Genomic DNA, 19,327 nt, shown 5'->3' with positions numbered 1-19,327 from the left:
ACCAGCCGCCGAAATTACCAAAGGTAAGTTCTGTCGCCATCTTGACTTTACCAATGGTCAGGAGGAGAGTCCTCGCCACCTGATTCGTCTAGACCAATCAGCGAGCTCCGGCGGACGGCCATCCTCAGGAGGAGACCCATGTCCCGCAGAACCCGGACCACCACAGCAGCACTGACGAGCGCGGCAGCCGTGGCCGCGACGGCCCTGATCCTCTCCGGCGGGGCCGCCGCGAGCCAGACCGCCGCGGCGGCCGACTGCGGGGTGCTGTTCGACGACTTCCATTACGCCTCCCCGACCGACTCCGCGTTCAGCAGCGCCGGCTGGACCACGCGCAACGACGTCGGCAGCCCCGGCGTCGCGGGCGCGCGGTGGCTCACCAGCAACGTCACCTTCCCGACGGTGAACGGCGAGCGCGTCGCCCAGCTCGCCGCGAGCACCGACGGGACCGCGGCCGGCACCACGCATTCCGAGATGTACCAGAACCAGCTGCGGTTCTTCGAGGGCACGTACGCGAGCCGGGTCCGCTTCACCGACGCGCCGGACAGCGGCACGGACGGCGACCACGTCAACGAAACGTACTTCACGATCTCGCCGCTGCGGTACGACCGCGACCCGCTCTACAGCGAGCTGGACTTTTCGGAATACCTGCCCAACGGCGGCTGGGGCGGCCCGACGGCCGACTACCAGACCAGCTGGTACACCTACTGGAACAACCCGACGTGGGACGGCCTGCGCACGTCCACCGCGCAGAACCGCAGCTTCGCCGGCTGGCACGACATCGTCACGCAGGTGTCGGGCGGGCACGTGAAGTACTACATCGACGGCGTGCTCACCGCCGACCACACGACCGACGCCCAAGGCGACCCGGTGACCCCGCGGACGCCGATGTCGATCAACTACAACATGTGGTTCATCGACACGGCCGGGCACACGAGCGGCAACAGTGTCTACACCGAACAGGTCGACTGGACGTACTACGCGGGCAACCAGGTGGTGTCGCCTTCGGACGCCGTCGCCCGCGCGGGTTCCTACCGGACGGCCGGGACGTCCCATGTGGACACCGTGAACGGGTGCACGACGCCGACCACCCCGCCGGCGACCACGACGACCACGCCGACGACGACGCCCACGACCCCGACCACGCCGACCACGCCGTCGCAGCCGGCCGACTGCTCGACGGCGCCGGAGTGGGACTGGGGCACGGTGTACCTCGGCGGCCAGCGGGTGAAGCACAACGCGCACCTCTGGCAGGCGAACTGGTGGACCCAGGGATCCGAACCCGGGCTCACCGCCCAGTGGGCCGACCTCGGCCACTGCTGAAGTCCGGCCGCGGCCCGGGTCACAGGGACCAACCCGGGCCGCGGCCCCTTCCCGCACACCCGCTCGTGAGCGGGAAACAGGGTCGGAACGCCGTTTCCCACTCACGACCGCCACTCCCCCACCGCCTCACTCCCCGGGAACTCCCATGCGCAGACGCACTTTCGCCGCCGCCCTGGCCGTCGCCGCCGTGACCGCCACCGCCGCCTGCGGTACCGACACCCCCGCCCCGTCCGCCCAGGGCGGCGGGCAGCTGACCGTCTGGCTGATGAACGGCGACCTGTCCGACAAGGCCACCGCGGCGATCGGCGCCGCGTTCGAGAAGGCCACCGGCGCGAAGGTCACCGTGCAGATCCAGGAGTGGGACAACATCAACACCAAGATCAGCACCGCCCTCGCGCAGGACAACACCCCCGACGTCATCGAGATCGGCAACACCGACGTCCCGCTCTTCGCCGCCAACGGCGCCCTCGCCGACCTCAACCCGCACCGCGACGAGCTCGCCGCCGGCCAGACCTGGCTGGACGGCCTGGCCGGACCGGCCACTGTGGACGGACACCTCTACGGCGCCCCGCTGTTCGCCGGCAACCGCGCGGTCATCTACGACAAGCGGGTCTGGGCCGACGCCGGGATCACCGCGCCCCCGAAGACGTTCCCGGAGCTCACCCAGGACCTCGACAAGATCAAGGCCAAGCACCCCGCCGCGGACTACTCCGCCTTCCACTTCCCCGGCAAGTACTGGTTCGGCGCGCTGCAGTTCGTCTGGGACGCCGGTGGCCGGATCGCCACGCAGAAGGACGGCAAGTGGGCCGGCGCGCTCGAAAGCCCCGAGGCGCAGAAGGGCCTGCACGCCTGGAAGGACTTCCAGAACGCCTACTCCTCCCCCGCCTCCCGCAACGTCGACACCAAGGCCCCCGACCAGGCCGCGATCTTCTCCTCCGGCGGCGCCGGCGCGATCCTCGACACGAGCGTCAACACCGTCGTCAAGAACAAGCCGGAGCTGAAGGACCACCTGGGCACCTTCCCGTTCCCCAGCGCCACGCCCGGCAAGACGCAGCCGGTGTTCCTCGGCGGGTCCGACCTCGCCGTCGCCGCCAAGAGCCGCAACCCCGACCTCGCCCTCGCCTACGTCAAGGCCGCGACCGACCCCGCCGTCCAGCGCGACGCGATCGTCGGCATCGACGGCTGGACCCCCGTCTCCACCCAGCTGATCGACCAGATCACGCCGACCCTGCCGCCGCTCAACGCCGCCTTCGCCACCGCCGCCAAGACGAGCGTCGCGACCCCGGCCGCGCCCGGCTGGGCGACCATCGAGAGCGACAAGTCGATCAACACCTTCTTCGCGGACATCGCCACCGGGCGCCGGCCGATCGCCGACGCCGCCAAGGACTTCGACGCTCACCTGACCGAGGCGCTGAACGCCCGCTGACCGGCGGGGTGGCCCGGCCGACTGCCGTCCCCAACCGGGCCACCCCGCCCCTTTTCCGCGAAGGAGTCCTCGTGCTGCTGGTGAAAGCGCCGCCCGAAGCCCCGCCGAGCCCGGCCACGCCGCGCCGGCGCCGTTCGCTGCTGCCCTACGGCCTGCTGCTGCCCGCGACCGTCCTGCTCGGACTCGTCCTGGGCTACCCCTTGGTGCGTCTGGTCGTCATCTCGACGCAGCGGTACGGCCTGCGGTCGCTGTTCACCGGCACGACGAGCTTCGCGGGCTGGGACAACTACGCCGCCGTCCTCGGCGACGACCAGCTCCTCCCGGTCCTCGCGCGCAGCATCGGGTTCTGCGCGGCCCTGGTGGTCGGCACGCTCGTCATCGGGTTCGGCGTCGCGCTGCTGCTGCAACGCCTGGGCCGCGGCATGCGCACGACCGTCACGCTCTGCCTGATCGCGGCGTGGGCGCTGCCGAACGTGGCGTCCACCCTGGTCTGGCAGTGGCTCTTCCAGCCCGGCTACGGCGTGGTCAACTGGCTGCTCACCCAGGTCGGCTTCGGCGACCTCACCCAGCGCGACTGGACGACGTCCCCGGCGTCGGCGTTCACGCTCGTCTGGCTGCTGGTCGTCTGGCAGTCCGTGCCGTTCGTCGCGCTCACGCTGTACGCGGGCCTGTCGCAGATCCCGCGTTCGTACTACGAAGCCGCCGCGCTCGACGGCGCCCGGCCGTGGCGGGTGCACCGCACCATCACCTTTCCGTTCCTGCAGCCGATCCTCGGCCTGGTCACCATCCTGTCGGTGATCTGGGACTTCACCGTGTTCAACCAGATCTGGATCCTGACCCAGGGCGGCCCGAACGACGGCACGACGACGCTCGGCATCTGGACGTTCACGAGGGCGTTCAGCGGCAACAACTTCGGGCAGGGCGCGGCGATCGCCGTCGTGTCGGTCGCGCTGCTCGTCGCGATGACGGCCGTGTACGTGCGGCGGCTCGTCCGCTCCGGGGAGGACCTGTGATCCGGCGGATCGGCCGCAACGCCACAGCCGTCCTCTTCTGCCTCGTGTGGATCTTCCCGGTCTACTGGATGGTGCTCACGGCGTTCAAGCCCGCGGGCAAGATCCTCCAGCCGACGCCGGAGTTCCTGCCGGTGGACATCACCCTGGACAACTTCGCCGACGCGCTCGCCAAGCCCGGGTTCGTGCAGGACCTGGTCAACAGCGTCGTGGTCGTCGTCGCGGTGGTCGCACTGTCCATTGTGGTCGCGTTCCTGGCCGCGACGGCGTTGACGCGCTTCCGGTTCTTCGGCCGCCGCAGCTTCCTCATCGGTGTGCTGGTGCTGCAGATGGTGCCGGTGCCCGCGCTGGTCATCCCGCTGTTCCTCGGCCTCAAGAGCGCGCACCTGCTCGACACGCTGTTCGGGCTGGTCCTGACGTACGTGGCGCTCGTGCTGCCGTTCACGATCTGGACGCTGCGCGGGTTCCTGCACGGCATCCCGGTCGAGCTCGAGGAGGCGGCGATGGTCGACGGCGCGACGCGCGGGCGGGTCATGCGCTCGGTCCTGCTGCCGCTGGTGCTGCCCGGGCTGATCGCGACCAGCGTGTTCGCGTTCATCACGGCGTGGAACGACTTCCTGTTCGCGTACGTGATCATGAAGGACAGTTCGGGCTACACGCTGCCGGTGTGGCTGGTGTCGTTCAGCACGAGCACGGGCACCGACTACGGCGGCCTGATCGCCGCGTCGACGCTGTTCGCGCTGCCCGTCGTCGTCTTCTTCGCGCTCGTGCAGCGCCACCTGGTCGAAGGCATGACCGCGGGCGCGGTGAAGGGCTGATGATCATCCCCCACCCCGCGCGGCTGACCCGCCGCGCCGGCTCGTTCGCGCCCGCCGGCGGGCTGCGCGTGCTGGCCGGCCGCGGCGCCGAACGCCCGGCGCGCCTGCTCGCCGGCTACCTGCCCCGGCCCACGATCCACAGTGGACCGGCGATCCGCCTCGACCTCGTGCGGGAGGGAAACCACGGACTGGAGGGTTACGAACTCGACGTCACGCCGACGGGTGCGCTGCTGACCGCGTCGACCGAAGCCGGGCTGCGCAACGGCGTGCAGTCCCTCCGCCAGCTGGTGCCGCTGCACGGGCCACCGCGGCTGCCCTGCCTGCACGTCCGCGACGCGCCCCGGCTGCCGTGGCGCGGGGTGCTGCTCGACGTCGCCCGGCACTTCATGCCGCCGGAGTTCCTGCGCGAGTTCGTCGACCTGCTGGCGCTGCACAAGTACAACGTGCTGCACCTGCACCTCACCGACGACCAAGGCTGGCGGATCGAGATCGACGGATGGCCGCGGCTCACCGAAGTCGGCGCCTGGCGCACGGAGTCGATGGTCGGCGCGGCCGGCAGCGACGTCTACGACGGCGTTCCCCACGGCGGCTTCTACACCCAGCGCGAGCTGCGGGAGCTCGTCGCGTTCGCGGCCGACCGCGGCGTGCGGATCGTGCCGGAGATCGACCTGCCCGGGCACGTGCGCGCGGCCTTGGCCGCCTACCCCGAGCTGGGCAACCGGCCGGAGGTGCGGCTGCCGGTGTGGACGGCGTGGGGCATCAGCCCGGACATCCTCGGCGTCCACGACGGCGCGTTCGCCTTCTTCCGGGAGGTGCTCACCCAGGTCGCGGACGTCTTCCCGGCGCGGCACCTGCACATCGGCGGCGACGAGTGCCCGACGACGCAGTGGGCGTCCAGCCCGGTCGCGCGCGCCAAAGCGGCCCAGCTCGAGCTGGGCGGCACCGCCGAGCTGCACCCGTGGTTCCTCGGCGAGCTGCACCGGTTCCTGGCGGACCTCGGCCGGCAAGCCGTCTGCTGGGACGAAACCGGCCACGCCGCGGGCCGGCTGCCACCGGACCTGGTCGTCACGGCCTGGCGCGACGCCGCGCACGGCGCCCTCGCCGTGGCCCGCGGGCACCAGGTGATCATGGCGCCGCACACGTCGACGTACTTCGACTACCGGCAGAGCGAGGAACCGGGCGAACCGCCGCGCGCGGACGTCACGACACTCCGGGACGTCTACCGCTTCGACCCCCTGGACGGCGGGCTCCCGGTCAGCGACGGGACCCGGCCCGGCGTGCTCGGCACGCAGGCCCAGCTGTGGACCGAGCACGCGCCGACGCCCGACCACGTCCGCCACCTGGCGTTCCCGCGGCTGTGCGCGCTGGCCGAGCGCGCGTGGTCGCCGCCGGAGCGCCGTTATGCTGAATTCCAGGAGCGCCTGGCCGGTCACCTCGAACGGCTGCGCGCCCTGGACGCCCTGCCCAAGGAGCGCGTCCGGTTCGCCGGCGCGGTCCCCCTATCCGGGAAGACGGTGCCTTGACCGCTGTATCACCCGGGGCTTCGCCCCGGGCCGGGGGCTCCGCCACCCGGAGCCCCCGAACAGAAGGTGAGGCATCCGGGGCTTCGCCCCAGGCCGGGGGCTCCGCCACCCGGAGCCCCCGAAACGAAGGTGGCGAGCCGGCGGACCGCCCGCCCACCGTGAAGCGCGACCGCGTCCGGCGGCACCTGCTCAAGGTGATCGAGAACGCCGGTCCCGGCACCGGGCTGGCGTCCGAACGCGACCTCGCCGCCGAGCTGGGCGTGTCCCGCCCGACCGTCCGGGCGGCGATCGACGAGCTGACCCGCACCGGGCTGCTGGTGCGCCAGCGCGGGCGCGGGACGTTCACGAGCCCGCAGAAGGTGACCCAGGAACTGGCGACGGGCCTCGCCGTCCCGCCCGCCGAGGGGCATTGGACGAGCCGGGTGGTCGCGTTCGCGGTCTCCCCGGCCCCGCGGTCCTTGGCCGCCGACCTGGAACTCGAACCGGGCACGCCGGTGCTGCGCGTCACCCGGGTCCGGTACGTCGACGACGAGCCGATCGCGATCGAGCAGCTGGCGCTGCCGGCGTCCCTGGTCCCCGGGCTCGCCGTGGCGGACCTGGAATCGGGCAACTTCTACCGGCTGCTGCGCGAGCGGTTCGGGATCGTGGTGTCGGACGCGGTGCAGACGATCGAGCCGGCGGTGACCAACCCGGAGCAGGCCGAGCTGCTCGAGATCGCGGTGTACGCGCCGATCCTCCACATCGAGCGGCTCACCCGCGACACGACGGGTCAAGCCGTCGAGCTGACGCGATCGGTGTACCGGGGCGACCGGTACCGCATCACGTCGAAACTCCGCTTCGACGCCGAATCCGGCTGAGCGCATCCGGAAAATAGATCATCACCACCGGAGAATCACGCCGGTTTTCGCGACCGGCCGTTACCCGATCGAGTGACGTCATGGCGGCATCCGGGTGAGCGGTCACCGGAAACCCCTTGCCACAGCGGGCGTTCATTGTTTCGCGTCGGTAACGAACTGCGCTGTTGGCATAGCCTTTCTGGCGCCCGGGTGAGTGCGCTTCAACGCACTCTCGGCACGGCATAGGATTTTCCTTCGGCCGGGAAAACGATTCCCGGAACCCACTCTCGCGAAAGAATCGAGGACCATTCATGCGAAGACGCATGCTGGGTGCCGCGCTGCCCCTCGTGCTCGTCGCGGCCTCCGCCGTCGCGCTGCCCGTGGCCGCCGAAGCCGCCGCCGTCTCGGGGCTCACGAAGTCCGTGCAGGGCACCGGATCCCCCGCCGACCACGGCGCCACCGCGAACTGGGTCATCGGCTACGACGACCAGGCGACCGGGTCCGGCGCCGCCACCATCACCGACGCCGTCGGCGCGGGCCAGGCGTTCCAGTCCGGCTCGCTGCACGCCCCGCCCGGCTGGACGCCGTCGTGGTCCACCGACGGCACCACGTTCACCGGCACCGAACCCGCGTCCGGCGTCACCGCCGTGCGGGCGACCGACCCGGACGCCGGGCCCGACGCGACCTCGCTGTCCGGTGCCCTCACCCCGCCCGTGCAGGCGGTCACGACGGCGACCGGCGGCGACGGCTTCAGCCCGATCCTGTACCGCCCGCCGGGCGGCACGCTGCAGGCCTGGAACATCTACCACCACCTGGGGGCCGCTTCGCCGAAGGTGGTCTGCACCGACCTCGCCACCGGGCAGCGCTGCCCGGGCGGCCCGTGGCCGAAGGTGCTCAACACCGCACCCGGCCCGCTCGGCACCCTGGGGGCCGGGGACATCGCCAGCACCATGGTCGAGCAGTACGTGCGCGACCCCGCCGCGCCCGCGAAGGTCTACTACCCCGCCGTCACCGCGTCCTCGACCGGCGTCGGCTGCCTCGACCTGGCCGCCGCGGCCAACTGCGGGTACTGGCCGCTGGCCGCGCTGGGCGGATCACCACCGGTGCGCAGCATCGGCGGCTTCGTGGAGAGCGCCGGCAACCTGTACGGCATCGTCACCTCCGGCGCCGTGGTGTGCTGGACCATCGCCACGCAGAGTGCCTGCGGCGGCCAGCCGTACGCGCCGATCGTGCCGGCGGCCAACCAGCCGTACGTCTACGGCGCGGTGACGGTCGTGGCGGGCAAGGTGCTCGCGTCGACGTCGAGCCCGGGCACCGGGCAGCAACCGTCGCTGGGCTGCTTCGACCCGGCGACGGCCACGGCGTGCGCGAACTGGGCGTCCTCGCGCCCGACCGGCCCCGCCGGCAACTACAACTACAACGACTACACGGCCTTCGACGCGAGCGGCGCCCCGGTGGGCGCGTGCGCGACGACGACCGGCGGGACGGACGTCACGACGTGCTACGCCCTCGACGGTTCCGCGCTCGCGGCCCCGCCGGGACCGGCCGCGCTGCCGGGCGGCGTGTACGCCTTCCCGCCGGAGGTCGTCACCGATCCCACCGGCCACAAGCGCAGCTACCTGCCGATCTGGAACGGCGGCTACGCGGGGGCGGCGCTCTGCCACGACTGGACGACGGGCACGGCGTGCGCGGGCCTGCCGGGGCCGATCACGCACCCGTCGGTGAACGGCGGGGCCACGCGGGACTACGGGTATTCGTACGACCCGCCGTCCGGCTGCCTGATCGGCCTGGGCGACGCGGGCGTGCTGTTCTCGATGGATCCCACGACCGGGGCCACGCCCTGCGTCCGTTCGGGTGGCCAGGTGACGCTGAAGCCGGGTGACTTCTACTGCGACGGCGGTTCGCACGTCCAGGGGTACACGGCGGCGCGGCTGACGGGCGTCGACCCGGCGAACGTCGACTTCGCGGCGTCGCGGGTCACCGTGGTCGACCAGGACGGCGCGACGGTGCCGACGCCGGGCTTCGCCCCGGACGGCTCGGTCGACCTCACCGGCGTCTCCGTGGCGGCGCACCCGTCGATCACGGTGACGACCACGCTGGTCCTGCACTCCGCGGCCGGGTTCGCCGGCCGGCTGGTGGTGGACTACGCGGGCGACGCGCCGCAGCTGTGCTTCCGCACGACGATCTCGGCGGACTGCGCGGTGTCGTCGGTGGCGAACACGGCGTCGGGCACGGATTCGACGGGCTCGTTCACGTCGAACACGGTGACGCTCCCGGTCGCGCCGGGCGCGTCGTGCACGCCGAAGGTCAAGGTGGAGAAGGAGATCTGCACGTCGTCGTCGGCTTCGAAGTGCGGCCCGGGTGGCACCGGACCGTGGGCGAAGCAGGCGGGGGTCGGGCTCCTGGGCCTGCTGAACGCGACGGCGTACTGGCGGATCACGGTCACCGACCTCGGCCCGGTCGGGATCACGTCCGCGCACGTGGTGGACAGCGTGGAGCCGTCCTGCCAGACGGCGGACTTCACGTTGGCGGCGGGTCAGTCGAAGCAGGTCTACTGCTCGACGTACGCGCTGCTGAGCCTGTTCCCGATCACGAACCAGGCGAAGGTGAGCTACCTGCCGGCGAACGTCCCGCCGGGGACGCCGCCGTCGCACACGGCGTGGTCGTCGGCGACCGCGTGTTCGCTGCTGTGCATCCTGTAGGGGGTTGAGGTGACGGCCCGCGGGGAGGTTCCCCGCGGGCCGTTTGCCACACTGGTGGCATGCGGTCGAACTCGCGGGCGTGGCCCGGTCGGTTCCACGAGGTCCCCTGGCGGGAGATCACCACCCGGTTCGACGCCATGGCCGCGAAACACGCGGAGCTGCGGCCGCTGGCCGACATCGCCGCCAGCGTGCTCGCGTGCGGCGGCGAGCGGCAGCTGGCGGGCTGATGTCGATGCACGACCTGGTGGTCGCGGCCCGCCCCCTGCCGGAGCACCCGCCGGTCCCGGTCGTGGTCGTCCGGTCCCCGTCGTCCGGTTACGTCGGCGCGGGCGGCGTGTTCATCGAGCACCGGTCGGTCACCGGCCACGACGACGGGATCTTCCGGCCCGGCTCCGAGGCGGTGCCGCTGTTCTGGCGGTTCGTGATCGAGAAGTTCGGAGTGGAGCCCGATCGGTCCACTTCGGACAGCCGGCCGGGGAAGGCGTGAGGGAACCGTGGCGGACCTCGAAGAGCGCTACCGCGCCTACCTCACCTGCCTGAACGAGCGGCGCTTCGCCGACCTCGGCGCGTTCGCGCACGACCCGGTCGTCCACAACGGCCGCACCCTGAGCGTCGCCGAGTTCCAGGACCTCCTGAAGCGCGACGCCACCGAGATCCCCGATCTCCACTACGCGATCGAACGCCTCGTCGTCCAGGGCGACCAGGTCGCGTGCCGCATCCGGTTCGACTGCACTCCCGTCAAGGTCTTTCGCGGCATTCCGCCGACCGGCGAGCGCATCTCCTTCGTCGAACACGTCTTCTACCGCTACGAAGACGGCAAGATCGCCGAGATCTGGTCGCTGCTCGACACCGACGCCATCCGCGAGCAGCTCACACCGTGACCGGCTGCGGCTCCTCGGCCTTCGGGGACACCGCCGGCGCCATCAGCACCGCGCACAGCGGCACCGCCATCGCGATCGCCGCCAGCACGAACACCGGGAACAGGAACGAGAACACCTCGACCCCGGCGGGGTCCGGAGCGTTCATGTCCATGTGCATCCGGACCGCCGCCATGCCCGTGTAGTGCATGCCCGTCACCGCCGCGCCCATCACGAACCCCGCCAGCAACCGCAGCGGCAGCCGGTCGAGGAACACCGCGAACCACAGCGCCGCCGTCGCGGCCACCACCGCGATCACCACCGACAGCGCCACCAGGGCGCCGTCGTAGCCGAAGTCGCCTTTCACCCGCAAGGCCGACATCCCCGTGTAGTGCATGACGTTCACCGCCAGGCCCGTGATCACGCCGCCGAGCGCGAGGCGCCACCAGCCGAACTTCGCGCGGCCGCCCACCACCAGCAGGCCCGCGAACACCGCCCCGACCGACAGGATCGCCGACAGCACCGTGCGGAAGATGTCGTAGCGGACCGGCATCCCCGGCGTGCTGAAGCCGAGCATCGCGACGAAGTGCATCAGCCAGATGCCGACGCCGCCGATCGAGACCGCCGCCAGCACGAGCCACCGCATGCGGTGGCGGGGGTTCGCCGCGTGGCGGGCCTGCACCGCGCACGCCAGCCCGAGCGCGCAGCCCACGACCGACGTCAGGTACGCGAGCACCAGCAGCCAGTGCCCCAGCGCGAAATGCTCCATCGCAGAGTCCTTCCTACAGGTCGCGCAGCCCGTGCAGCACGCGTTCCATCAGATCGTGGCGCTCGTCCCAGGTGGAGGTGTCCGACAGCGTGTCGCGAACGATCACCAGGTTGTCCTGCATCAGGTCCGACACGAGCACGCGGACCACGCCGAGCGGCAGCGACAGCAGTGCGGCGATCTCCATCAGCGACCGCGGCCGCAGGCACAGCTCGGTGACCTCCGCCAGCGCGCTCGACCCGGGGTAGCCGGCTTCGGCCCGGCCCGCCGCCGTGGTCTCGACCAGCGCTTCGACAGCGATCTCGACCGCCGGCGCCGTCCGGCCTTCCGTCCAGGCGTACGGGCGGGCCAGCGACGCGCTGCGCCGCGGCTCCTCCCCGTGCGGCCCGGGCGGCGGGTCGTCGATCACCGGCGGTCCTGGGCCACCGGCATCTCGCGCGCGGGCACGTCGACCTTCTGCCCCACCCGCTCGACCAGCATCGTCATCTCGTAGCCGACCAGCCCGATGTCGCAGCCGGTCGAGGCGAGCACGACGAGGTTCGAGCCGTCGCCGACGCTCATCAGCAGCAGGAACCCCTGCTCCATCTCGATCACCGACTGCACCACCCGCCCGGCGGTGAACAGCTCGGCGGTGCCCAGCGACAAGCTGGACAGGCCGGCGGCGATGGCCGCCAGCTGGTCGGCACGCTCGCGGGGCAGCGACTCGTCGGCGGCCACGAGCAGGCCGTCGGCGGAGACCAGCACGGCGTGCGCGACCCCCGACACGTCCTGGACGAACCCGTTGACCAGCCAGTTCAGCGTCGCCGTCCGTTCGGGCGGCGCGGCGGAACCGGGGAAGGCCAGCGTCCCGCTGAGGGACCGGGCCGACGGTTCGGTGCCGGTGCGGCGCGGCACGCCGGGAAGTTCCGTCATCGCGGATCCACTTCGTCCTTTCCGGATTCTTCGGCGCGGGCCGCGGTCTCCCGCCGGGCCGCGCGCATCCCCTGGTAATGGCGGGAGAGGCTGGTGCGGACGGCGGCGGCGTCGCGGAACGACCCGCCGTCCGGCTCGCGCACGCGCGGGGCGGCCGCGCCGGGGGCGAGCTGGGCGCCGGGCCGCCGGGTGGGCAGGCCGGCCTCGGTGAGCCGTTGCGCGGGGGCGGGCTTGAGAGCGCTTTCGGCGGCTTGCCGGGCGCGGTCGGCCGGGGTGTCCCACTCGCCGACGACGGGCTTTTCGGGCCGCGCGACGGGCTTTTCGACCGAGGTGAGCCAGTCCGTCGCGGAGATCGCCGAGTCCTCGGCCTGCGCAGTGGACGGCGTTGTTTCGGCGGCGGAACTCCGTTGTGCCACCGGAGCTTCGTCCTCTACCTTTGCCTCGGTGGGCGGCCAGTCCACTGTGGACTCCGACGGCGCCGGTTCCCTCTTTCCCACCGCCGCCCACTCCCCCGGCCCGGCCGAGCCGTTCCGGCAGACCACCGGCTTGGCCACCGGCTCGGTGAACCAGCTCGTCACGACCTGCTCGAAGATCGGCGTCGACCCCTGCGCCGGGACCACCGGGGGCCGGGTGTGGCCGTTGCGGTTCGCTCCCGCCGACACCAGCCTCCCGGCGCCGATCGGGCGGGCCAGGTCCGCGATCACCAGCGCGCCCGGGACGTGGACGCTCGCCGTCACACCCGCGTGGCGGGCGCCCGTGCCCGTCGCGCGCAGCCGGACCGTCACCCCGTGCAGCGCCGCGAGCCGGCCGACCACGAACAGCCCCATCCGGCGGGTCGTCTCCGGGCCGACCGTCCCGGCCGCCGCGAGGCGCTCGTTCACCGCCGCGAGCTCCGCCGGGGTCATGCCCAGCCCCTGGTCGACGACCTCGATGAGCAGCCCGCCGTCGGCACCGCGGTCGGCCGTCAGCGCCACCTTGTGCTCCGGCGGCGAATACCGCGTCGCGTTCTCCAGCAGCTCCGCGAGGATGTGCACGACGTCCGCGGCCGCCTCGGGCTGCACCGAGCTGCGCGGCGCGTTGCCCAGCGCCACCCGCCGGTAGTCCTTGACCTCCGACGTCGCCGCGCGCAGCAGGTCGCGCGTCGGCACGGGTTCGCGGCCGTGCCGGACCGGGCGCCCGCCCGCCAGGACGTGCAGGTTCTCGCCGTTGCGGCGCAGCCGGGTCGCGATGTGGTCGATCCGGAACAGCTCGTCGAGCCGCTTCGGGCTCTGCTCCCCCGCCTCGAGGTCTTCGATGATCGACAGCTGCTGCTCGACCAGCGACTGGCTCCGCCGCGACAGCGTCATGAACATCTCACTGACCTGCTTGCGCAGCTCGGCCTGCTCGACGGCGAGCCGGACCGCCTGCCGGTGCATGTCGTCGAACGCCCGGGCCAGCTGCCCGATCTCCTCCTCGGTCTTGACGCCGGAGTCGGGCACCGCGCGCCAGTCGACGTCGTGGCCCTCCCGGACCTGCCGGACGGTCTCCGGGAGCTGTTCGTTCGCCGCGCGCAGGGCGGCCGCGCGCAGCCGCCGCACCGGCGTCACCAGCGACCGCACCACCAGCAGCGCGATCGCGAGCGCGCCGAGCAGCGCGCCGAGGACCAGGGCCGTGTCGCGCAGCGAGTCGGACCGGGCCCGGTCGGCCGCGGCCGAGACGTCGCCCGCCAGCTTCGCCGAGACGTCGTTCAGCACGGCCGTCACGCCGGTCGTCTCGGCGGCGATCGAGGGGGCGAACGACGCGAGCGCCGCGGTGCCGCCGTTGCCGGAGTCCTGCAGCGTCTCGAGGCGGGCGTCGGCGGAGCTCGTCGCCGCCTTGAACCGGTTCAGCCGGTCGCCGGTGAGCTGGTGTCCGACCTGCTCGCCGAGCACCTCCTGCTCGGCGGCGGTCTGCACGACGGCCGGGCGCAGCGAGGCGTCGTCGGGGCTGTTCTGCGCCGCCCGCGCGAAGGTCTCTTCGGTGGCCAGCTCGGCGCGCAGGTGCACCAGCAGCCGGGTGGTTTCCGCGCCGGTCGCGGTTTCGGTGCCGGCGTCGGCAGGGACGAACGAAGGCACGAGGTCGCCGAGGGTGGCGATGATGTCGTTGTAGCCCGCCGCCTTGGTACGGACGTCGCCGCCGCCGGCGCCGGCCGCGCGGATCCCGGCGAGCTTGCCCAGCGCGGTGTTCAGCGCGCGGCCGGTGTCGGCGGGCAGCGGCGCGAAGCCGATGTCGCGCTGGACGGCGGCGACCTTCGCGTCGACGGCCGCGGTCAGCGTGTTCGGCGCGCCCGCCGGGACCGCCACCGCGGCGACCATCTCCTCACCCAGCGAACCGGTCAGGTCGATCGTGTCGTGCAGCACCGGCAGCCGGTCGCGGGCCGCGCTGAGCGCGGTCGCGCGGTCGAGCTCGCCCTGGATCCGGACTTCCGCGAGCGCCACCGCGACCAGGACCGGCAGCAGCAGGACGACGCTGATCTTGGTGCGGACGCTCCAGTGCGCCGGCCACCACGCGGCGTCCACCGGCAGGCGGGGCGTGGATCTGCTTTCGTGCATGGCGGAATCGCTCGATTCCCAGCCGCGCGCACGGCTGACGTCGAACTCGGACAGGACGAGGGCCCCAGGGCCGATCACGGACGTGGCGTTGATCGAGCCGACCAGCAGAGAACCCCACGTCCGGCATCCTTGTCAACCCTGAGCAGCGGCGTTTCGGAACGCGCTGATCGAATTGGCCACGATTCCCTTCGCCGGTTCACGCATCGTGTTCCGGCGATCGCTGCTTGCACACCGTACAAGCAGATTCGCGCAGCTCCAGGGCCTACCGAGCGGTAAACGCGCGCCTCGGTCGCATTGGCGGCAGAATTACCCACAGCAGTTGCCGGGACGAATTCCGCCCATTGTTCGAATGGTGTGTTAATAATTCCCCCGGCGCCCGGCCGTGGGTCCTCGCCACCGGCCCGGCAGAATCGCCGTCGTGACCGATGTGGACGAAACCGGCGGCGGCAAGCGGGTCGGCTGGGTCGAGCTGTACTTCGACCTGGTCTTCGTGTTCGCGGTGGGCCAGGTGGCGCACGGCGTCGTCGCGGACCCGCACTGGGCGCGGGTGGCCGCCGCGGGCGGCCTGTTCGCGACGCTGTGGTGGACGTGGATCGGCTTCGCCGTGCTGTACAACCGCCGCGGCGACGACAGCCGCGTCGCCGACCGGCTGTTCGTCCTCGCCGGCACGATCCCCTGCGGGATCGCCGCCACGCAGGCGCACCACGTCTTCGACGGGCACCCGGCGATCTTCGCGGCGGCCATGGCCGCCGTCCGCCTGATCCTCGCGGCCGCGCACCGCTGGCCGGCCCGCGACGGTCTGGACCAGCGGCGGATCAGCTGGGGCTACACGCTCTCGGCGGTCCTGTTCGGCGTGTCGGCGGTCATCCCGTACACGTGGGTGCTGTGGGTGGTCGCGCTGCTGCAGGAGGCGGGGTTCCTGCTGCTCGGCGACCGGCCGAAACGGCGTCGCGGCGAGCGGCGGGAACGGCCCACGCGAGAGGCGCGGTGGCGGAGCATGTGGGCGCCGCCGCGCGACCCGAACCTGGCGGTCGACTCGGCGCACCTGGCGGAGCGGTTCGGGCTGTTCATGATCCTGCTGCTCGGCGAGCTGGTGATCACGGTCGGCACGGCGGCGCTCGAGCGGCCGGCCGACGACCTCGCGTACTGGGCGTCCCTGGTCGCCGGGCTGGTGATGGCGGGCGCGCTGTGGTGGCTGTACTTCACGTCGGCCGCGTTGATCTACGAGCGCATGCTCGACCTCTCGGGCGGTAACCCGGCGCTCGCGTATTCGCTCTACGCGGGCGGCCACCTGTTCCCGGCGTTCGCGCTGCTGCTCATCGCGGCGGGGGTGAACCTGTCGCTGCACGAATCCCCGCCCCAGGCGGCGAGCTGGTACACGACCATCGGCCTGGCGCTGTACCTGGCGGGCACCCGGGTGTTCTCGTCCGGCCCGGCGGAGCGCTGGTACAGCGGCGCAGCCCAGGTCGCGGTGCTGGCCGCGACGGTGTGCTTGGCCTTCCTGGGCCGCGTGCTCCCGGCGCCCGCGGTGGTCGTGGTGGTCGCGGTGTGGGCGGTCGGCTCGACGCTGATCGCGGCGGGGATCCGCCACCGCGCGCTCGAGGAGTTCGGCTCGGACCCGGTGGCGTTCCTGCGCAGCATCGAGACGGCCCGGCTCAACGACCACGACCGGCCGCGGCAGCCCTGACCGGTCGGGAGCGGGTATCGCGATTCCACGGGCGCCATACGGGTAACCGGCCACCGGAAGCCCAGGACGCACAGGGAGTTACTCATGGCACAGACAGTCGGCGATTACCTGCTCCAACGCTTGCGCGAGTGGGGTGTCGAGCAGGTCTTCGCCTACCCCGGCGACGGGATCAACGGCCTCGTCGCCTCGTTCGGCAAAGCGGACAACCAGCCGCGGTTCGTGCAGGCGCGGCACGAGGAGATGGCCGCGTTCTCGGCGGTCGGCTACGCGAAGTTCAGCGGCCGCGTCGGGGTCTGCATGGCCACGTCCGGCCCGGGCGCGATCCACCTGCTCAACGGGCTCTACGACGCCAAGCTCGACCACGTCCCGGTCGTCGCGATCGTCGGGCAGACCGCACGCAGCGCGATGGGCGGCAGCTACCAGCAGGAAGTCGACCTGCAGGCGCTCTACAAGGACGTCGCGAGCGAATACCTCGTCGAGGTCAACGTCGCCGAGCAGCTGCCGAACGCGCTCGACCGCGCGATCCGCACGGCCGAAGCCGGCCGCTGCCCGACCGCGCTGATCATCCCCGCCGACCTGCAGGAAGAACCGTACGAAGCGCCGAAGCACGCGTTCAAGCAGGTGCCGTCCAGCCCGCCGAGCACGTCGTGGTCCGCGCCGGTCCCGCCCGAGCGGGACCTCGACGCGGCGGCCGAGGTGCTCAACGCCGGCGAGAAGGTCGCCGTCCTGGTCGGGCAGGGCGCGCGCGGCGCCGCCGAAGAAGTCCGGCAGCTCGCCGAGATCACCGGCGCCGGGGTCGCGAAAGCGTTGCTGGGCAAGGACGTCCTGTCCGACGAGCTGCCGTACGTGACCGGCGCGATCGGGCTGCTCGGCACCCGGCCGAGCTACGAGCTCATGCGCGACTGCGACACGCTGCTGATCGTCGGCTCGAACTTCCCGTACAGCCAGTTCCTGCCGGACTTCGGCCAGGCCCGGGCGGTGCAGATCGACCTGGACGGCCGGTTGATCGGGATGCGCTACCCGACCGAGGTCAACCTCGTCGGCGACAGCGCGGCCACGCTGCGCGCGCTGCTGCCCAAGCTGGCGGCCAAGCCGGACCGGTCGTGGCGCGAGACGATCGAGAAGAACGTCGCTTCCTGGTGGGAGACCGTCGAGAAGGAAGCCGCGGTCGACGCCGACCCGGTCAACCCGATGGCCGTCGTTTCCGAGCTGTCGAAGCGGATTCCGGACAACGCCATCGTCACCGCCGACTCCGGTTCGTCCACCAACTGGTACGCCCGCAACCTCCGGATCCGCGGCGAGATCCGCGGGTCGCTGTCGGGGACGCTGGCCACCATGGGGCCGGCCGTGCCGTACGCGATCGGCGCGAAGTTCGCCCACCCGGACCGGCCGGTGATCGCGCTCGTCGGCGACGGCGCCATGCAGATGAACGGCCTCGCCGAGCTGATCACCATCGCCCGTTACCAGCACCTGTGGAGCGACCCGCGCTGCGTGATCTGCGTGTTCCACAACAACGACCTGAACCAGGTCACCTGGGAGCTGCGCGCGATGGGCGGCGCGCCGAAGTTCGAGGAGTCCCAGAGCCTGCCGGACGTCGACTACGCCGGCTTCGCGCTCTCGCTGGGCCTGACCGCGGTCACCGTCGACAAGCCGGACCAGCTCGCGCCGGCGTGGGACACCGCGCTGTCCGCGGGGAAGCCGGCGGTGCTGGACGTCCGCTGCGACCCCGAGGTGCCGCCGATCCCGCCGCACGCGACGTTCGAGCAGGTGAAGTCGGCCGCGCAGGCGGTGCTGAAGGGGGACCCCGACGCGTTCCACCTTGTGGCGCAGGGGGTCAAGACGAAGCTGCAGGAGTTCCTGCCCGGGAAGAACCGCTGACGCCGGCGACCGGGCCGAGGCGGGGTTCCCCCGGACCGGTGAGGCCGGTCGCGCATACTAGAGGGCGTCCTCGGCAGATGGAGGAGGCAAGTTGAGCGCGCCCGCCGACCCCTTCGTGCACCCCGCGCTGTTCTACCGCGACGACGCCGAGTACGTGGCCGGGACCGTTCCGTTCGTCTGGGCCGGGCTCGCCGCCGGTGAACCGGTGGCCGTCGCCGTGCCGGGACCGAACCTCGACCTGCTGCGCCGCGAGCTCGGCGCGGACGCCGACCGCGTCCGGCTGCTGGACATGACCGAAGCCGGGCGCAACCCCGGGCGGATCATCCCGCGGGTCCTGCGCGCCTTCGCCGACAAGCACCCGGCCGGGCCGGTGCGGATCATCGGCGAGCCGATCTGGGCCGGGCGGTCGGCCGTCGAGTACCCGGCGTGCGTGCAGCACGAAGCGCTGATCAACCACGCGTTCGCCGGCCGGGACGTGACGATCCTGTGTCCGTACGACGTCGCGAGCCTCGACCCGGCCGCGCTGGCCGACGCCGAGGCGACGCACCCCGTCCTGATCGACGGCGCCGGCCACCGCGCGAGCGCCGCGTACGCGCCCGACGACGTCCTCGCCCGCTACAACCGGCCGCTGCCGCCGGGTCCCCCGCCGGAGCGGGTGGTGGAGCTGGCCGGCACGACCGACCTCTCGGCGGCCCGGGCCGCCGCCCACGTCCAGGCCAAGGCCGGCGGCCTGAACGCCGACCAGGTGGCCGACGTCGAGGTGGTGGTGACGGAGCTGCTGTCCAACTGCGTCGAACACGGCGGCGGCACGGGCACGGTCCGGCTGTGGAACGAAGCCGGCGAGTTCGTCTGCGAGGTCCAGGACAGCGGCACCCTGGCCGACCCGCTGGCCGGCCGCCACCCGGCGACGCCGGAGCAGACCCGGGGCCGCGGGCTGCTGCTGGTCAACTACCTGGCCGACCTGGTCCGCCTGCACACCGGCGGCCACGGCACGACGTTCCGCGCGTACTTCCGCGCCTGAG

General features: G+C 72.3%; 17 protein-coding genes. 13 read left to right on the top strand and 4 right to left on the bottom strand.

All coding sequences use genetic code 11. From position 1 onward, the window contains the following. Positions 1-138: 138 nt before the first annotated feature. From ACZ7OH_RS42820 to ACZ7OH_RS42775, 10 genes are all read left to right on the top strand, one after another. Positions 139-1,320 (top strand): carbohydrate-binding protein, encoded by a 1,182-nt coding sequence (locus ACZ7OH_RS42820; RefSeq protein WP_470286150.1) that lies wholly within the window; start codon positions 139-141, stop codon positions 1,318-1,320. Positions 1,321-1,465: 145 nt separating this feature from the next. Further along, complete coding sequence (locus tag ACZ7OH_RS42815; protein ID WP_470286149.1) at positions 1,466-2,746, top strand: extracellular solute-binding protein; 1,281 nt, start codon at positions 1,466-1,468, stop codon at positions 2,744-2,746. A 71-nt stretch (positions 2,747-2,817) separates the two neighbouring features. Then, a complete protein-coding gene (locus ACZ7OH_RS42810; RefSeq protein WP_470286148.1) occupies positions 2,818-3,759 on the top strand; it encodes a carbohydrate ABC transporter permease in 942 nt (313 codons plus the stop codon). Further along, on the top strand, positions 3,756-4,574 hold the full coding sequence (locus tag ACZ7OH_RS42805; protein WP_470286147.1) for a carbohydrate ABC transporter permease: 819 nt from the start codon (positions 3,756-3,758) through the stop codon (positions 4,572-4,574). The genes ACZ7OH_RS42810 and ACZ7OH_RS42805 overlap by 4 nt, the downstream gene beginning before the upstream one ends. Then, on the top strand, positions 4,574-6,097 hold the full coding sequence (locus ACZ7OH_RS42800) for a beta-N-acetylhexosaminidase (RefSeq protein ID WP_470286146.1): 1,524 nt from the start codon (positions 4,574-4,576) through the stop codon (positions 6,095-6,097). The genes ACZ7OH_RS42805 and ACZ7OH_RS42800 overlap by 1 nt, the downstream gene beginning before the upstream one ends. A 158-nt stretch (positions 6,098-6,255) precedes the next feature. Continuing rightward, a complete protein-coding gene (locus ACZ7OH_RS42795; RefSeq protein ID WP_400891905.1) occupies positions 6,256-6,954 on the top strand; it encodes a GntR family transcriptional regulator in 699 nt (232 codons plus the stop codon). A 290-nt stretch (positions 6,955-7,244) separates the two neighbouring features. After that, positions 7,245-9,635 (top strand): DUF7617 domain-containing protein, encoded by a 2,391-nt coding sequence (locus ACZ7OH_RS42790; RefSeq protein ID WP_470286145.1) that lies wholly within the window; start codon positions 7,245-7,247, stop codon positions 9,633-9,635. A gap of 59 nt (positions 9,636-9,694) precedes the next feature. Beyond that, positions 9,695-9,862 carry a hypothetical protein gene (locus tag ACZ7OH_RS42785; protein ID WP_470286144.1) on the top strand — a complete coding sequence of 56 codons (168 nt, stop codon included), beginning with the start codon at positions 9,695-9,697 and terminating at the stop codon, positions 9,860-9,862. After that, on the top strand, positions 9,862-10,122 hold the full coding sequence (locus ACZ7OH_RS42780; RefSeq protein WP_470286143.1) for a hypothetical protein: 261 nt from the start codon (positions 9,862-9,864) through the stop codon (positions 10,120-10,122). The genes ACZ7OH_RS42785 and ACZ7OH_RS42780 overlap by 1 nt, the downstream gene beginning before the upstream one ends. A 7-nt stretch (positions 10,123-10,129) precedes the next feature. Continuing rightward, entirely contained in the window at positions 10,130-10,516 is a 387-nt protein-coding gene (locus tag ACZ7OH_RS42775; RefSeq protein WP_470286142.1) for an ester cyclase, read from the top strand. On the opposite strand, the gene ACZ7OH_RS42770 is transcribed toward ACZ7OH_RS42775, so the two are convergent. Genes ACZ7OH_RS42770 through ACZ7OH_RS42755 form a run of 4 tightly spaced genes read right to left on the bottom strand, consistent with a single transcriptional unit; the run spans position 10,506 to position 14,740 of the window. Next, positions 10,506-11,261: an MHYT domain-containing protein gene (locus tag ACZ7OH_RS42770; RefSeq protein WP_470286141.1), complete on the bottom strand. Its 756-nt coding sequence runs from the start codon at positions 11,259-11,261 to the stop codon at positions 10,506-10,508. The two genes, ACZ7OH_RS42775 and ACZ7OH_RS42770, sit on opposite strands and share 11 nt — an antisense overlap. 13 nt (positions 11,262-11,274) lie before the next feature. Next, positions 11,275-11,667, bottom strand: coding sequence for a DUF742 domain-containing protein (locus tag ACZ7OH_RS42765; protein ID WP_470286140.1), 393 nt, complete (start codon positions 11,665-11,667; stop codon positions 11,275-11,277). After that, positions 11,664-12,170: a roadblock/LC7 domain-containing protein gene (locus ACZ7OH_RS42760; protein ID WP_470286139.1), complete on the bottom strand. Its 507-nt coding sequence runs from the start codon at positions 12,168-12,170 to the stop codon at positions 11,664-11,666. The genes ACZ7OH_RS42765 and ACZ7OH_RS42760 overlap by 4 nt, the downstream gene beginning before the upstream one ends. Then, complete coding sequence (locus ACZ7OH_RS42755; RefSeq protein ID WP_470286138.1) at positions 12,167-14,740, bottom strand: sensor histidine kinase; 2,574 nt, start codon at positions 14,738-14,740, stop codon at positions 12,167-12,169. Before ACZ7OH_RS42755 ends, ACZ7OH_RS42760 begins: the two co-directional genes overlap by 4 nt. Before the next feature lie 418 nt (positions 14,741-15,158). On the opposite strand from ACZ7OH_RS42755, the gene ACZ7OH_RS42750 reads away from it, so the two are divergent. The 3 genes from ACZ7OH_RS42750 (at position 15,159) to ACZ7OH_RS42740 (ending at position 19,326) form a co-directional block, all read left to right on the top strand. Then, positions 15,159-16,427: a low temperature requirement protein A gene (locus ACZ7OH_RS42750; protein WP_470286137.1), complete on the top strand. Its 1,269-nt coding sequence runs from the start codon at positions 15,159-15,161 to the stop codon at positions 16,425-16,427. 84 nt (positions 16,428-16,511) lie between these two features. Continuing rightward, positions 16,512-18,305, top strand: coding sequence for a thiamine pyrophosphate-requiring protein (locus ACZ7OH_RS42745; protein WP_470286136.1), 1,794 nt, complete (start codon positions 16,512-16,514; stop codon positions 18,303-18,305). A gap of 91 nt (positions 18,306-18,396) precedes the next feature. Then, the gene (locus ACZ7OH_RS42740) at positions 18,397-19,326 is read left to right on the top strand and encodes an anti-sigma factor RsbA family regulatory protein (RefSeq protein WP_470286135.1); all 930 of its coding nucleotides are present in this window, start codon (positions 18,397-18,399) and stop codon (positions 19,324-19,326) included. Position 19,327: the final 1 nt, after the last annotated feature.

The sequence above is a fragment of the Amycolatopsis sp. NPDC114478 genome, assembly GCF_055633805.1.
Note: the sequence above shows the minus strand (reverse complement) of the source record. Positions and strands in the feature narration are given on the sequence as shown.